Origin of the sequence: Glaciecola sp. HTCC2999 (assembly GCF_000155775.1) — a bacterium.
In the GTDB taxonomy this organism is placed as follows: Bacteria; Pseudomonadota; Gammaproteobacteria; order Enterobacterales; family Alteromonadaceae; genus Opacimonas.
Map to the genome: position 1 here is coordinate 177,254 of NZ_DS989812.1, position 15,715 is coordinate 192,968.

The 15,715-nt window shown below is 41.4% G+C and carries 14 protein-coding genes; 5 read left to right on the top strand and 9 right to left on the bottom strand.

Going from position 1 to position 15,715, the window contains the following annotated elements:
- Positions 1–24: 24 nt before the first annotated feature.
- The gene (locus tag G2999_RS07130; protein ID WP_010180189.1) at positions 25–525 is read right to left on the bottom strand and encodes a peptidylprolyl isomerase; all 501 of its coding nucleotides are present in this window, start codon (positions 523–525) and stop codon (positions 25–27) included.
- Positions 526–683: 158 nt separating this feature from the next.
- Between G2999_RS07130 and cysS the strand changes: the two genes are divergently transcribed.
- On the top strand, positions 684–2,063 hold the full coding sequence (gene cysS / locus G2999_RS07135; RefSeq protein WP_010180191.1) for a cysteine--tRNA ligase: 1,380 nt from the start codon (positions 684–686) through the stop codon (positions 2,061–2,063).
- Between the two features lie 94 nt (positions 2,064–2,157).
- On the opposite strand, the gene G2999_RS07140 is transcribed toward cysS, so the two are convergent.
- Both G2999_RS07140 and gloB read right to left on the bottom strand, forming a co-directional pair.
- Positions 2,158–3,744, bottom strand: a complete 1,587-nt coding sequence (locus G2999_RS07140; protein ID WP_010180194.1) for a LysM peptidoglycan-binding domain-containing protein — start codon at positions 3,742–3,744, stop codon at positions 2,158–2,160.
- 60 nt (positions 3,745–3,804) lie between these two features.
- The gene (gloB, locus tag G2999_RS07145; RefSeq protein WP_010180196.1) at positions 3,805–4,569 is read right to left on the bottom strand and encodes a hydroxyacylglutathione hydrolase; all 765 of its coding nucleotides are present in this window, start codon (positions 4,567–4,569) and stop codon (positions 3,805–3,807) included.
- A gap of 153 nt (positions 4,570–4,722) precedes the next feature.
- Between gloB and G2999_RS12675 the strand changes: the two genes are divergently transcribed.
- Positions 4,723–5,496 carry a class I SAM-dependent methyltransferase gene (locus G2999_RS12675; protein ID WP_010180198.1) on the top strand — a complete coding sequence of 258 codons (774 nt, stop codon included), beginning with the start codon at positions 4,723–4,725 and terminating at the stop codon, positions 5,494–5,496.
- A gap of 15 nt (positions 5,497–5,511) precedes the next feature.
- On the opposite strand, the gene metG is transcribed toward G2999_RS12675, so the two are convergent.
- Positions 5,512–7,569, bottom strand: a complete 2,058-nt coding sequence (gene metG / locus G2999_RS07155) for a methionine--tRNA ligase (protein ID WP_010180200.1) — start codon at positions 7,567–7,569, stop codon at positions 5,512–5,514.
- Positions 7,570–7,726: 157 nt separating this feature from the next.
- Between metG and dcd the strand changes: the two genes are divergently transcribed.
- The 3 genes from dcd to G2999_RS07170 all read left to right on the top strand — a co-directional run bounded on the left by dcd (position 7,727) and on the right by G2999_RS07170 (position 10,515).
- Positions 7,727–8,317, top strand: a complete 591-nt coding sequence (gene dcd, locus G2999_RS07160) for a dCTP deaminase (RefSeq protein ID WP_010180202.1) — start codon at positions 7,727–7,729, stop codon at positions 8,315–8,317.
- A gap of 139 nt (positions 8,318–8,456) precedes the next feature.
- Positions 8,457–9,584, top strand: a complete 1,128-nt coding sequence (gene proB / locus G2999_RS07165) for a glutamate 5-kinase (RefSeq protein WP_010180204.1) — start codon at positions 8,457–8,459, stop codon at positions 9,582–9,584.
- Positions 9,585–9,624: 40 nt separating this feature from the next.
- A complete protein-coding gene (locus tag G2999_RS07170; RefSeq protein WP_010180206.1) occupies positions 9,625–10,515 on the top strand; it encodes a mechanosensitive ion channel family protein in 891 nt (296 codons plus the stop codon).
- Between the two features lie 71 nt (positions 10,516–10,586).
- On the opposite strand, the gene G2999_RS07175 is transcribed toward G2999_RS07170, so the two are convergent.
- From G2999_RS07175 to G2999_RS12130, 5 genes are read right to left on the bottom strand one after another with little or no spacing between them, the layout of a single operon-like run.
- Positions 10,587–11,846, bottom strand: a complete 1,260-nt coding sequence (locus G2999_RS07175; protein ID WP_010180208.1) for an ABC transporter permease — start codon at positions 11,844–11,846, stop codon at positions 10,587–10,589.
- On the bottom strand, positions 11,843–13,066 hold the full coding sequence (locus tag G2999_RS07180; protein ID WP_010180209.1) for an efflux RND transporter periplasmic adaptor subunit: 1,224 nt from the start codon (positions 13,064–13,066) through the stop codon (positions 11,843–11,845). Before G2999_RS07180 ends, G2999_RS07175 begins: the two co-directional genes overlap by 4 nt.
- Positions 13,066–14,091, bottom strand: a complete 1,026-nt coding sequence (locus G2999_RS07185) for an HlyD family secretion protein (protein WP_010180210.1) — start codon at positions 14,089–14,091, stop codon at positions 13,066–13,068. The genes G2999_RS07180 and G2999_RS07185 overlap by 1 nt, the downstream gene beginning before the upstream one ends.
- Positions 14,084–15,061: an HlyD family secretion protein gene (locus G2999_RS07190; protein WP_010180211.1), complete on the bottom strand. Its 978-nt coding sequence runs from the start codon at positions 15,059–15,061 to the stop codon at positions 14,084–14,086. Before G2999_RS07190 ends, G2999_RS07185 begins: the two co-directional genes overlap by 8 nt.
- Complete coding sequence (locus G2999_RS12130) at positions 15,058–15,657, bottom strand: ABC transporter ATP-binding protein (RefSeq protein ID WP_010180212.1); 600 nt, start codon at positions 15,655–15,657, stop codon at positions 15,058–15,060. Before G2999_RS12130 ends, G2999_RS07190 begins: the two co-directional genes overlap by 4 nt.
- Positions 15,658–15,715 lie beyond the last annotated feature (58 nt).

Sequence of the window (15,715 nt, forward strand, 5' to 3'; positions counted from 1 at the left end):
TTTCAAATAAACCGAAATCGTCGATTATTCGTTGATATCAACGGATTCAATCATCACTGTTTCTAATGGTACATCGGCGTGAAAGCCAGAGTTACCTGTCGCGACTGCCTCAATGGCTTCAACAACTTCGATACCGGCAGTGACTTCACCAAATACACAATAACCCCATCCACTAACCGATTCGCTAGTGTGATTTAGAAAATCGTTATCTTTGGCATTGATAAAAAATTGTGCAGTCGCTGAATGAGGGTCTTGAGTACGTGCCATTGCAATTGACCCTTTCTTATTCACTAAGCCATTGTTTGCTTCGTTTTTGATTGGTGCTTTAGTATCCTTTTGATCCATGTCAGCTGTAAATCCGCCACCTTGGATCATGAAACCTTTAATCACTCGATGAAAAATAGTGCCTTCAAAGAAGCCATCTTTGGCATAGCTTAGGAAATTTGCGACAGTTTCAGGTGCTTTTTCGCTATTTAAGCTAATAGTAATTGCGCCATGATTTGTGTTTAAAGTAATAGAAGACATGAAAGTACCCTTTATATAAATTAAGTGGGCGTATTCTAGCCTACTTTATTGATAATTACGATGATTCTGCAGGTTTGGAATGGTAAACTACGCAAATATTAAGAGGTGGTATACTTAACATCACCACAGCGTTAATTTAATACAGGAATGATACATACATGTTACATATTTTTAATACGTTGACTCGGGAAAAAGCCCCGTTTGTACCACTTGAACCAAACAAAGTCGGCATGTATGTGTGTGGGATCACGGTATATGATTTATCGCATATGGGTCATGCCCGTACGTATCTAAGTTTTGATGTCATGGTCCGCTATTTACGTCATATGGGATATGAAGTGAAATATGTGCGTAATATCACAGATGTTGATGACAAAATCATTCAACGTGCTATTGAAAACAATGAAACGATGTCTCAGCTTACTGAGCGAACAGTCGCGATGATGCATGAAGATTTTGCGGCTTTAAATCTGTTACCACCAGATATTGAACCCCGTGTAACTACACATATGGCCGAAATCATCGAAGTGATAGAAAAGTTAGTAGCAAAAGGGCATGCCTATGTCGCTAGTTCTGGCGATGTGCTGTTTGATGTATCTACGTTCAAAGACTATGGTGCATTGAGTAAACAAGACTTAGACCAATTACAATCAGGTGCACGTGTCGCTGTGGCCGATGGTAAAGATGATCCGATGGATTTTGTGTTATGGAAGAAAGCCAAAGCGAATGAGCCTAGCTGGTCGTCGCCTTGGGGAGAGGGGCGTCCTGGCTGGCACATTGAATGTTCAGCCATGAACCATAAACATTTAGGTAAACATTTTGATATTCATGGTGGCGGCTCAGACTTGACCTTCCCGCATCATGAAAATGAAGTGGCTCAGTCATGTTGTGCGTTTGATACCCCTTATGTGAATACTTGGGTGCATACTGGCATGGTGCAAGTAGACAATGAAAAAATGTCTAAATCGTTGGGTAACTTTTTTACCCTGCGCAGCGTTTTAGAACAGCATCATAAGGAAACATTACGTTTCTTTTTAATGTCGGCGCATTACCGTTCACAATTGAGTTACTCTCAAGATAACCTTGAACAAGCACAATCTGGTCTTGAACGATTATACACAGCACTACGTGATGTCACTCCCGATAGTCGCACTGAATTAGGTTATGGTGGATATTTAGCGCGCTTTGAAGCGGCCATGAATGATGATTTTAATACACCTATAGCGTTTTCAGTATTATTTGATTGTGCGAAAGATTTGAATAAAGCTAAATCTACTGACCCTGCAGAAGCGTCTCGCTTAGCGCAAGTATTAATCTCACTGGGGGCTATTTTAGGCTGCCTACAAGACGACCCAGTTAATTTTCTACAGAGTGATGCGGATATCGATGGGGAGGCTGTTGCAGCATTAATTGCACAGCGAAATCAAGCGCGTGCCGATAAAGACTGGGGCGCAGCTGATGCAGCCCGTGATGCACTAACCGCAATGGGGGTGGTGATTGAAGATAGCGCGACTGGCACGACATGGCGTAAAGCATAATGTCAGACAGAGGTGAGTTGCGTATTTGGCGTCAACTATTGTAATGCTGGCATAATCAAAGGGCATCTATTGATGCCTTTTTTGTGCGCGTAGATTATGAGGCGTTTGCTATGCGGGTGACATCCACACTTAAACGTAAGCGTTGTCCTGGCTGTAAGTAACGCTGTTTATCAAGTTGATTCCATTTGACGATATCATTGATTTTGATATTAAATTTCTGCCCGATCCGCGCCAGTGAATCCCCATTTTTAACGATATAGGTGATATTTCTCACGATACCTGAAGGTTTGTCGTTGGGGAGCCAGACGACTAATTTTTGGCCCGGAAAAATAGGATCTTTGGGCGCTAAGCCGTTCCATTTAGCTATTGAACGTGTGCTGACTTTATATTTTTTAGCTAATTTCCAAAGTGAGTCACCCGTTCGGATCACATGCGTCAATTTTGCTTTATTTGAACGTTGACGTTTGTTTTTAATTGTCGCTAATCGCTGGGTTTTTGATAATGTATATTGATCCAATGATTTTAACGCTACAGGGACTAATAAATAATCGCCTTGGTAAATTACATTGCCATTGAGTTCATTGACCTGCTTTATGATATCAACACTGGTGTAATGTGCTTGGGCAATTTCCCCTAAATTATCACCAGGCTGAACTTGGTAACGTAACCAATTAATACGTTCTTTTGCCTGAGTTTGCGCTAATCTATCTTTAAATACTGTCGCTTTTTGGAGAGGTAATAGTAAGTGATGAGGACCATCGGGGGCTGTTGCCCAGCGATTAAACCCAGGGTTTAATGCATGTAATTCGGTCAGAGGTAAATCTGCAAAGTCAGCGGCTATCGCTAAATCAATTTGTGAATCTACAGTCACGATATCTAACACTGGCGCGTTAGCAATCACCGGCCAAGTGAAGTGTCCTTCAACGGCTTCTTGTTTTAATATATTAATTAAGGCCATCAACTTAGGCACATATTGACGGGTTTCTTGAGGTAAGTCCAGTGACCAAAAATCAGTTGGTTTACTTAACCGTTCATTCTTTTTAATCGCTCGTCGGACTCGTCCTTCGCCAGAGTTATATGCTGCTAATGCGTGATACCAGTTACCATCAAAGTAACGATGTAAGTAAGCGAGGTATTTAACGGCACCTTGAGTGGCCTTGATGACATCACGTCGCCCGTCATACCACCAATTTTGTTCCATGCCAAAACGTTTGCCTGTCATTGGAATAAATTGCCATAAGCCTGAAGCACTGCCATGTGAATAAGCAAAAGGGTCAAATGCACTCTCAACAATGGGGAGTAGTGCTAACTCGACTGGAAGATTATTTTCTTCTAAAGTCTGGACAATAAAATGCATAAAAGGACGAGCGCGTTCTGCTACTTTGTCCATGTATTGTGGATGCTTGAGATACCATTGTTGACGTTTTGTGATACGCGGATGTTCAGCATCTAAGGTAGTGGCATTAACAGCAATATATTCCCATAGATTAGTGATGTCAGCAGGTACCTGAGTATCGGTGAGTTCGACCGGTAATTCAATACTGGAAAGGGATTCGGTGACATTTTCGACAGGATGGATCAATTGTTCATTGTCGCTGACAACAGGTGCATTGACGGTATGAGAAGTACTCATGCAGCCGCTAATGATGATTAAGTAAATGATAATTAATAAAAAACGCATGAAACTCAGCTGTGTCGAAAAATAATCAGGCCAGATTATACATTAAAAAGTGACTCTTTTCTAAAATTCGTCTTTTGCTTGGCGTAATGCCGCGAATACTTGCACCGAATCTGAAAGTAAATTTTGGGCAAATTTATCAGCATAAAGTTTCACATTACTTTCGTTCAGTCGTAGGAATGGATTTAACTTTAACTGTTCTTGTAGCATTGTTGGTAGCGTGGGTTTGTTATTAAAAATTTGACGTTCTACCCATAATTTGTATTGTTTGAGGTATTCATTATCGGGTTCAACATCCAAGGCAAATTCAATATTGGCTTGAGTGTATTCATGCGTACAATACAACATGGTGTCGGTGGGTAATCTGGTAATTTTTTTAAGTGTCTCGGTCATTTGTCGTGGTGTGCCTTCAAATAAACGACCACATCCTACTGAAAATAATGTATCCCCACAGAACAATACGCCTTTGGTATAAAACATTATATGATCAAGTGTATGCCCTGGGGCTTCTATGACAAAACACTCTAATTGCAGCTCGTTTAAATATATAACATCGTGTTCTTGAAGAGGCTGAGTAATCCCGGCAATGCTGGGGTTATTAGGACCAAATACCGGTAAGTCTGGAAAGGCTTGAGTCAGCGCTTTTATCCCCCCAGTGTGATCAGGGTGGTGATGGGTAATCAAGACTGCTGATAAGGTCAATTGCTGTTCGTTTAAAAATTGCATCACTGGCTTAGCATCACCTGGGTCAACGACTACACAATGATCATTTGTGCACATGGCCCAAATATAATTATCAGTAAACGCCTTTATAGGTACTATTTTCATGGAACGCCAATTAATAATCAGTAATGAATTTTATATGTTATCGCATACTACGATATCAACTATTAATTAGATAGTGATTTTTTATGACAAAATTTCCAGATAATGATAGTTTGGTTATGGTTAAATTAAGTCACTTTTTCAGGAGTCTAAATTTTGTTTATTGGTCAGGCATTTCGTCATACACCGCTTGCATATCCTGAAGATTGGCATGTATGTCCCCAACATGAGGTCATTACGGCACAGATTAATACACTTATTAAACAACATTGCGATACGATATACGGTGATGTCCAAGTGAATATTGGAGAATTAAGTGTATTGGATGCATCCGAAGATAACCGTTTACGCAAAACTATCAATTTACATGTCAATCATGATCACATTGATACTCTGGCCAATACGGTATGTCCTATTCATACTGAGCGGCATCAAACTGTCTACGGTAAATTGATTGAATTGCCTTTTGGACAGGGGACGGTCGACACGGCCTGTTTGATAAATGCCTTAGACTTTACACATGACCCCCATCAGTTGCTACGAGAAGTGGAAAGGGTAACACGTAGTGATGGTCATATTATTTTAACAGGGTGCAACCCGCTGAGTCTGTCAGGTTTATTACATCAATTACCGGTGTATCAAGCTCATCCGTTTTCATCAGCGCGTTTCTTTAGTTACTACCGAGTCAAAGAATGGCTGAATGTATTAGGTTTTTCGATCAAATATCGCTGTTTTTTTGGTCCTGCCAATATCTTTGGCAAGCCCAAGAAAATAAAAGAGACGATTGACACTATAGGATCCTCATCCATGCGCAGTATGTATTTTATTGTGGCACAAAAACATGAAATACCGATGTCGGTGATTAAGCCTAAATTTGCAAAAGTGACACCTCGATTGCAATCAGCACAACCGAGTTTGCGTGTGAAATAAATTGGCTAATGCGCGTTATTTAACGCGCATGCCAGGCTGAGCACCTGAATGAGGCTCTAGGATGTACAATTCATCACCACCGGGACCTGCTGCCAATACCATGCCTTCAGACATACCAAAGCGCATTTTACGCGGGGCGAGATTGGCTACCATCACAGTCAGTTTTCCGGCTAAATCTTCTGGTGCATATGCAGATTTAATGCCAGCGAAGACTTGTTTGGTTTCGGCGCCTATATCGAGCTGAAGACGTAATAATTTATCGGCACCTTCGACATGTTCAGCACTGACAATTTTGGCAATGCGTAGATCGACTTTCGCAAAATCATCGAAACTAATGGTCGGTGCGAGTTCATTATCACTTTTTGGCGCGGGTGTTGTTTCTTTTTTGGTCTTTTTCTTTGCTTTAGACGCGTCTTCTGTCACGGCAAGATTTTCTTTTGATGCATCCACCATCGCGGCGACTTTATCTGCATCTACTCGCTGTAGCATCGCTTTAAATTTATTGATTTCATGACCGGTTAAGGTCGTTTGCGCAGAGTCCCATGTAAATTCATCGTTCAAAAACGCTTGCGCTTTTTGCGATAAATCAGGCAACACCGGCGACAAATAAATGCTTAACACACGAAACATATGTATGCCCATTGAGCAGACATCATGAGTCAGTTGTTGTTGGTCTGGGTCTTTGATGGTGACCCAAGGTGCTTGGGTATCAATAAACTGATTCGCTTTATCTGCCAGCGCCATAATTTCACGGATGGCGTGGTGATATTGACGATTTTCGAAATGTGTCGCGATACTTTCACTGGCGTGGGTAAATTCATTTAACAATGCTTCATCCAAAATCGTCTGTGACAGTTTACCGTCGAATTTTTTGGTGATGAAGCTAGCACAGCGACTGGCGATGTTGACCACTTTACCGACTAAATCAGAGTTTACTTTTTGGGTGAAATCTTCAAAGTTTAAGTCGATGTCGGTGACACTATCATTGAGTTTTGACGCAAAGTAATAGCGTAGATATTCAGGGTTCAGATGTTCTAAATAAGTACGCGCTTTGATAAAAGTGCCTTTTGATTTCGACATTTTTGCGCCATTCACCGTCACAAATCCATGAATGTTCACACCCGTTGGTTTACGATAGTTAGCGCCTTCGAGCATGGCAGGCCAAAACAGGCAATGGAAATACATAATGTCTTTACCAATGAAGTGGTAAAGCTCGGCATCAGAATCAGCCGACCAGTATTCGTCAAAGTTTATATTATTACCTGCACAGAAATTCATGAAACTTGCCATATAACCCACAGGGGCATCGACCCAAACATAGAAGTATTTACCCGGAGCATTTGGAATTTCAAAACCAAAGTAAGGTGCATCACGGGAGATATCCCATTGCTGTAGACCTTGCTCAAACCATTCTTGAAGTTTGTTTGCCATTTCTGATTGGATAGCACCGGATTGGATCCAATCTTTCAGCATGCCTTCAAATTTTGGCAAGTCAAAGAAATAATGTTCTGAATCTTTTAACACGGGAGTCGCCCCGGATACGACCGAACGAGGGTTCTTTAATTCTGTGGGAGAGTAGGTAGCTGCGCAGACATCACAGCTATCACCATTTTGGTCCTCGGCACCACATTTTGGACAATCGCCTTTGACAAATCGATCCGGTAAAAACATCCCTTTTTCAGGATCATATAATTGGTTTATCGTTTTTTTCGAGATGTATCCAGCAGCATTCAAGCGATTATAAATCGTCTCAGATAATAACTTATTCTCATCGGAATGCGTGACGTAGTAATTATCATAATCAATATCAAAATCAAGTAAGTCTTGGTGATGTTCAGCACGTGTTCGAGTGACCATTTCTTCTGGCGTAATACCGAGTTCTTGGGCTTTGAGCATAACGGGCGTACCGTGAGCATCATCAGCACATACACTAAAGCAAGTGTGACCGCGCATTTTTTGAAAACGAGTCCAAATGTTAGTTTGGATGTGTTCTAGCAGATGGCCTAAATGAATTGAACCATTGGCATAAGGTAGGGCGCTGGTAACTAAAATCTTTCGTGGTGCTTGAGACATAATAAATACAGGATAATGTGCTAATAATAAGTGTGTAAATGGTAGCGTAAATGGGGGCTTTTTGCACTCATAAACTCATGATTTATGGATAAAAGATTGCGTATTATGTGCGCTAGTAAGATAATGCGTTATCGCTATTATTAATTTGAGAAAGCCCATGCGTTTATGTGATAAAGATATTTTTGCGTTATTAAATCAAGGTCAAATCGCGATTGATCCTACTCCTGATTATAGTGAGATCAGCGGTGTTACCGTAGATATGCGCTTGGGGAATAAATTTCGTGTATTCCAAGACCATGCCGCGCCATACATCGATTTATCGGGTGAAAAATCGGACGTACAAGCACAGCTCGATTCAGTCATGAGTGATGAAATTTGCATTGATGATGATAAAGCTTTTTTCTTACATCCTGGTGAGCTTGCACTGGCTATCACCTATGAATCGGTTACTTTGCCGTCAAATATTGTGGGTTGGCTTGATGGGCGCTCATCTTTAGCTCGTTTAGGATTGATGGTACATGTGACCGCACACCGCATTGATCCAGGTTGGTCGGGGAATATTGTTTTAGAGTTTTTTAATTCAGGAAAATTACCATTAGCATTACGCCCCAAAATGAAAATTGGCGCATTAAGCTTCGAGGTGTTATCTGATCATGCAGAAAAGCCATATAACGCTAGGATTGATGCTAAGTATAAAGACCAAACAGGTGCGGTAGCCAGTCGCATTAACCAAGATGCAAAGAACTAGTCCTTGCTTAATAGTTTGTGTTCAAATTATTTTGGGTGAAAAAATATACTGAGTTAGCTATAATGTTGTTTCTGAATCATTATTTATAGAGATTTTATGGATATTGATTAATTCGAGAACAAACTAAAAGAGTGACTCTATGATGATTTCTTCACCGACTATTTCTCCTTCCGTCATGCATGCAAAGCGTGTCGTGATCAAAGTCGGTAGTGCTTTAATCGCCCCTAATCGTACCGGGTGTGAAAAAAAATATTTATTACCGATTGCCCAATTTATCTCTCAACTACATGAGCACAACATTCAAGTCGTATTAGTGTCATCTGGCTCTGTTGCGGCGGGTCATCATTTATTCAAAGACGAAACACAACCCGATCTCATCACAAAAAAAGCGATGGCGGCTGCAGGTCAGTCCGACATGATGGGGACGTGGGAACAATTGTTAGATTACTCGCTTGCTCAACTACTCATTACCCATGCTGATTTAAAGGAACGTGAACGTTATTTAAGTGTGAATAGCACCTTGGATCGTTTGCTTCAACAAGGCATTATTCCGGTAGTAAATGAAAACGATAGTATTACCACCGACCGGCTCAAAATTGGTGATAACGATAATTTATCTGCAATGGTAGCTAGTGCTGTTAGCGCCGATTATTTGATTATTTGTTCCGATGTTGATGGGCTGTATACTGCAAACCCTAAAACCGATCCCGATGCGACATTAATTCAAAACGTTACCGAAATTACTCCGCATATTCATGCGATCTCCGGTGGGGCGGGTAGTAATGTTGGTACAGGAGGGATGCGTACTAAAATACAAGCGGCTGAAAAGGCAACGGCGCACGGTATTGGTACTTTTATTGTAAATGGCTTTAAAATGGATGTCTTTAATCATTTATTACAATCGTTACCTACTGGTACCTATTTTGAACCGCAGTCCAGCGATTTAAATGAAGCCGAGAATTGGATGACTCACACGAGTAAAGTGATGGGGCAGTTAGTGATACACGATGATGTTGTCATCAATGATGTTGACGATAGCCAAAGTCTCAATGCGCGAGATATCAGAACGGTTAAAGGCGATTTTTCTATGGGTGATACTGTATTAATTTGTCGCTCGGATGGCACGCGTTTACTGAAAGCAACAGCGAATTATTCCTCTTGTTTATTGAGTTTTGTCGTGGAACAAAGTGCCGCGATCATACATCAAGAGTTTGATAATTTATCAGACCCGATCGTAAATGATGCTCATGTGGCGCTTTTGATATAAGATACTCACTAACCTACCGATCACCCTGTAAGCGAAATTCATGAATGAACTGCTAAGTCATCAATCATTTTCTACTATTGTCCAATTTGTTAATGACTTTAAATTGATCGCGTCACTGGCACTATTAGCTGTGGTGTTGTTAATTAAGCAAGCCTTAGTAAGCGCCTTGCGCCGTCGCTATCGCCGTGGCGCGAATAAGCGTGTCGTTGTTAATTCATTTAAGAATATCGTCAATCTGCTGTTATTGGTCTTTTTGATCTCATTGTGGTCAGGTGAGTTGCAAAGCTTAGCCTTTTCGATTGCTGCATTTATGGTGGCAATAGTGCTGGCGACACGTGAGTTTATTCAATGCTTTTTAGGGTACTTATATGCTATTTCAGCGCGCCCATTTCGAGTCGGGGATTGGGTACAATTGAATAATGTGAGCGGTGAGGTGGTGGAATTAGACTGGGCCAAAGTCACCGTGTTAGAAATTGATGAACATTCCATGGACTACACAGGGCGTCACTTATATATCCCTAACAGCTTGATTGTCACTAAAACCGTCATCAATCTCAACTTTCTAAAACGTTACGCCATCCACCAGTTTAAAGTCACTTTAGAGCCTCATTCCAACCCTTATGAGATTTTACCTCAGTTACTTGACCGTGCGCGTCATTATTGTGAGGATTTTAGAGACGTCGCTGAACGCTATAAGGGACTCATTGAGCGTCAGCTTGATACTGAGTTTATTGAAATAGAGCCTGATATCTCAGTGGAAACCAATCAATTTGGGAAGTATGAAATCTGTGTCTCGTTATTTTGTCCATCCGAGCAAAAACACAGTATTCAACAAAAAATCACTGCCGATATTTTCTTACATTGGTTCGACCAAGCACCCGATTTAGTGCCCTTAACCTCTAATTTATACGCTGAGCCAAATGGTAACTAATAGCGTCCTGTGTAAAAGCAGCTATTATTACCAAGTTTGCCTCGGGTTACAGGCGCTAGTAAAGCGCTAAACTAATCGCTATGTAATGCTTCAATTGGATTCAGTTTTGATGCCTTAATTGCAGGGAAAACACCAAAGCCAACACCGACGAGTAAACAAATGCTCAACGATAATAAAATCGCTGTTAGCGACCAGCTCACCGCCCAATCACTGTAAAAACCAATGATTTCCGATAAGGCCAGACCAAAGACGATCCCTAAAATACCGCCTAGTACAGAAATCGTGAAGCTCTCGGCAAGAAATTGTAAACGGATATCTTGTTGTGTAGCGCCTACTGCACGTAATAGCCCAATTTCAGTAGTACGTTCCATCACGTTAGCCAGCATGATGTTCATGATCCCAATTCCGCCTACCAACAACGAAATCCCTGCGACACAAGCCATGACAATATTAAATATTTGTTGTGTCTGTTTTTGTTGGGCAAGCAGTTCTGCCGGGATAACGACATCATAATCTTGAATATTGTTATGTCGCATCTGCATCAAATGACTCACTGCCTTGGCTGCAATAACCGGATTTTGTCCTTCACTGATTTTAAGTTTGATGCTGTCGAGCTCACTGGCGAGCATATCGTGGGCAAACTTTTTGAGTGAGGTGGAGAGTGGCACAAAAATACGGTAACGATCACCGCCAATTTTCACTCCTTGGAATTCATTTTTATTGCCTGGAGGCGCGTTTAATACTCCGATAACGGTCAGCCATAGATGATTCACTTTGACGACATTGCCGATAATGTCGTTTTGTCCTGGAAAGAGTTCTGCGGCGGTATCTGCTCCAATAACAGCGACTTGTGCTAATGCAATATCATCATTAGGCGTTAAAAATCGACCTTGATTGAGACTGAGGTTAGCATGTTTAAAATAGCTGTTAGATACCCCTAAGACTTGGGCATCAGATTTGGCATAATCAGAATAGATATCAAACGTTTTAATGATTTTAGTTGCGCTAAATTCTTCGACAAAGGGAAGGGTGTTAATGGCAGCATCGACATCTCCCATTGTGAGACCTAATGAATCTTCGCGGATTTCCACAAGTTCGTCTTTGGTGTATTCACGTTGATTAATGATAATGTTATTCACGCCCATTGAATCAATCATTTTTAACGCTTCACGTTCAGCGCCTTCACCAATATTAAGCATCGCAATCACAGCACCCACACCAAATATCATGCCTAAAAGAGTCAGAAAGGTGCGCAGTTTTTGCGACGATAATTCATGCAATGCATCGCTGATTAATACACCAAATTGTTGTCTAGGAAGGGTCGGCTTCATACGCTCTCTCCTGCACTAATAGCACTGAGTGCGACGTTATCGCCGGTGTTTAAACCGGAAGTCACTTCGATAAAATATAAATTTTTGCGGCCTGTCGTGATAGGGTGTTTCACGAAGTCATCCCCTTTTTGAATATAGACATAGCTTTGTTCCTGCTCATAAATTATCGATTGTAATGGAACGGCTAATGTGTCTTTTGGTTGGGTAACTTGGATCGTCGCAGTGAGTTTCCTCCCCGGCTTCAAGATGTCCTTGTTTTGTTCATTAATTGAGGCACTTAACTCGTAATATTTAATCGGATTACCCCGTTTAATTTCTCTTGGGAATGCTGACACGCTGGTGACTGTGCCGGTAAATGTTTTATCAGGGAAGGCATCTAATGTTAGTTCGACCGTTTGGTTGTTGTTCAATTCAATCGCATCGTTGGCTAATACATACAGTTTAGCTTGTAGGTTCTCTAAATTAGGGATTTCAGCTAAGGCACGACCTGGAAATACAGTATTACCGATAGCGGGTTTCTCACCACGGCGATCCTTTACATACACCAAAAGGCCAGAGTAAGGAGCCCGTACTTCGAGTTGATTCAATGCTGACACATATTGATTAAGTTTGTTTTGATGACCTTGTTTTTTGATATTTAAAACCGACATGGCTGAATCATGCTGCTCAAGAATACTGTCTTCTTTCCAATCTAAAAAGGTATCCTTGGCCTCTAAAAAGTCTCGGTTTTGTAAGGTATCTATAATATCGAGTTTAGAATAAATACGCAGATCATCGATAGCAAAGCGATCCACAAACGAAAACTCTTCTTCCACAAATGCTTGTTCTGATTGTACAAATTGTTTTTCTTGGTTTTGGGATGCTGCTGAACTGACGATATCTTGTTGTAGTTTTAATACTGCAAATTCTTCTTCATTTTTATCACGCAAAATTCGTTCGGAATCGAAACGTGCGATGACATCACCAGCTTCAACATAAGTGTTTTCTTCAGCCAACCAGGACAACATCTTTGGGCGTCTGCCTGGTGCGATGACTTTTTGTGATTCGGCTGCTTCAATTTCACCTGTTGCATTAATACGAATATCAAACGGTTTATTGGTGACTTGATAGGTGGGTATCTGACTCTCAACATCACTGCCACAGCCTATGAGTGTGAAGCACGCTATAATCGCAAAGCACCATTTATTCATCGCCGTCATGCTAATCGGTCTTTGTAACATTAGCTGGCTCCTTGTTGTGCGGGGATGTTGACACTTGCTTGCATACCGGGACGCATAATATCAAAGTCCATTTCGTCTAATGTGATCCAAGCATCAAATACAATTTTTTGGTTACGCTGGGACTTATTGCGATAAGCTTGTCCTTTACTTGAAATGGTCCCCGTAAATACTCGCTCAGGAAATGCATTTAATACCACTTCTACAGATTGGCCAATACTGACTTTATTGGTATCAGACTCATCAACTTCCATTTTAATCGATAGATTATCTAATGATGGCACTTCGATAAGTGTATTGCCCATTGATACGGTATCTCCCACAGCTGGTTTATCTCCTTCGCCGTTTTTACGTAAAATGACGATGCCATCTGAAGTACTTTTGACGGTCATTTTGGCTAGGCTATCTTTTATTTCATCAACACGAGTTTGTAGATTAGCGATCCGAGCTGCTTGAACCTGTTGATTCACAATACGGCGTTGTGCATGTTCATCTAATCGTTGCTGTGCTTGGGCTTTGCGTACTTGCATAATTGCAAAGTCGGCTGCTTGTTTGCGTCGCTCCACTTCAGAACGTGATGAGACAGTAATCTCAACTTTACGGCGGGCCTTGTCTTCGTTCATGGTCGCTTCGGCCAAATCTAAGGCTAAGTCCTCAGCGCGTGCATTATCTTCTAATATGAGTTTTTCTAATTCTTTTTTGGCTGCATCAAGTTCAGATTGGCGCGATAACATCCGTGTGCGTAGTTCTTGACCATCAAATTGTACTAGTAGGTCGCCAGGTTTGACGATCTTATTTTCGGGTACAAGACGTTGGATCTTGTATGTCCACATCCGGCGAATACTCGGTGGTCCAATTGTCACTGTTTGTAATGACAATAGCTCTGCAGGGACCGTTAATCCTTGTGCCGAACTATTGGTAGTTGCAATATTAGCAGGTGTATTTGTCTCAGCGCCACAACCTAGCAGGAATAGGCTTGCTGCGAATATGGCGGTAGGGAACATATAACGAAGATGATTCTTAACCATGTGCTCGCTCCTTAATGATGCGTACACTCATACCTGGAAATAAGGTGCGGTCAGGCAGGGTGTCAAAGGTAATGATAACGGGGAAATATGTAGCATTGCTTAGTTGAGGCTTGTTTTCTGCTTGGCTACCAACATCTGCGATGGTACCGGTAAATGTCTCCCCGGCAAAAGCGTCAAATTTGATGGTAACGCGATCACCTTCTTTCAGCGCTAAGGCATCAATTTCATGCACAAAACTCTCTATTTGGTAAGCGCTCGTGGCTTGTAAGTCTAAGATTTTCCAGCTCGGCTGCACGTTCATCCCTGAGGTGATTTTCGTTCCATACCATGGATGAATAGCGTAAGAAACAGGGCCTGTATGCTGTGCAAGCACATTAAATTTAGTCAACAGTTTTTCATAGTACTGAATATCATCGCGCACTTTTAAGATATCCAAGTTCTTTTTTTCTAATCCCGATACCAGTTGTTTTTCTGCCGTTTTCATGGCTTCTTGTGCTTGAATTTGCTCAAGTAAAGCACGTTCTAAGACCATTTGGTTTTGGCCCTTTTGATAGTCGCTAAGCGTCGAACTGTCGACAGATACTTCTATTTGCGCTTTAGCTACTTGCATTTTCGCTACTTGATACCGACCTTGAGCTTCAGTTAGCGTTTGCTTTAAGCGCATATCGAGTTGTTTATATTCCAATAATAAAGTTTCTAAACGTTCTTGGTTTTGTTCTAAACGGGCTTGTTCAGTTGCACCATCAAATACGACTACCGGGTCGCCCTTGGTCACGATTTGACCTTCTTCAGCTGCCCATTGAAGCTGAATATTCCAGCTTGAGCCGCGAGGGGCAACCACAGTTTGCTTGGCAGATGAGGACACTTTACCAGATAAAATCAATGGAATATCTGGGCTAGTATCGGCGTTGGAGGGTACTGATATTGTGGTAATGAGACTCAATAAAATAGGGACAATGATATATTTCATTTAGCGCTATCCTCGATCACTTTGCCATCTTTCATGCGGATCACTCGCTGTGCATAATCGGCGATTTCTTGTTCGTGGGTTACCATAACGATGGTTTGACCTTGTTGGTGTAATTCGGTGAGGAGTGCCATGATCTCTTCTGACGTTTTTGAATCTAAGTTACCTGTGGGTTCATCGGCTAGAATGACACTCGGTTGGTTGACGAGCGCTCGAGCAATGGCGACCCGTTGACGTTGTCCACCTGACATTTCAAAAGGACGATGATGTTTGCGATGGGATAGCCCAACACGCTCAATCAGTGCATCGGTGCGTTGTTGTGCTTCAGTATCGGACACATCACTATAACGAAGTGGCAGTTTTATGTTACCAATGACATCGAGTTTAGGCAGTAAATGAAAAGTTTGGAAAATAAAACCAATGTATTTATTTCTAATTTGTGACAAACGGTCATCATCCAGTTGGGCCACGTTATTACCATCTAAATGATATTGACCTTTTGATGGTGTATCTAAACATCCTAAGACATTCATCAATGTTGATTTGCCTGAACCTGATGTACCCATAATGGCGACAAACTCATTTTGGTTGATGGTCAATGATACATCATTAATCGCGGTGACAATTTCATCCCCGTTTTGGAATTGTTAACGATAT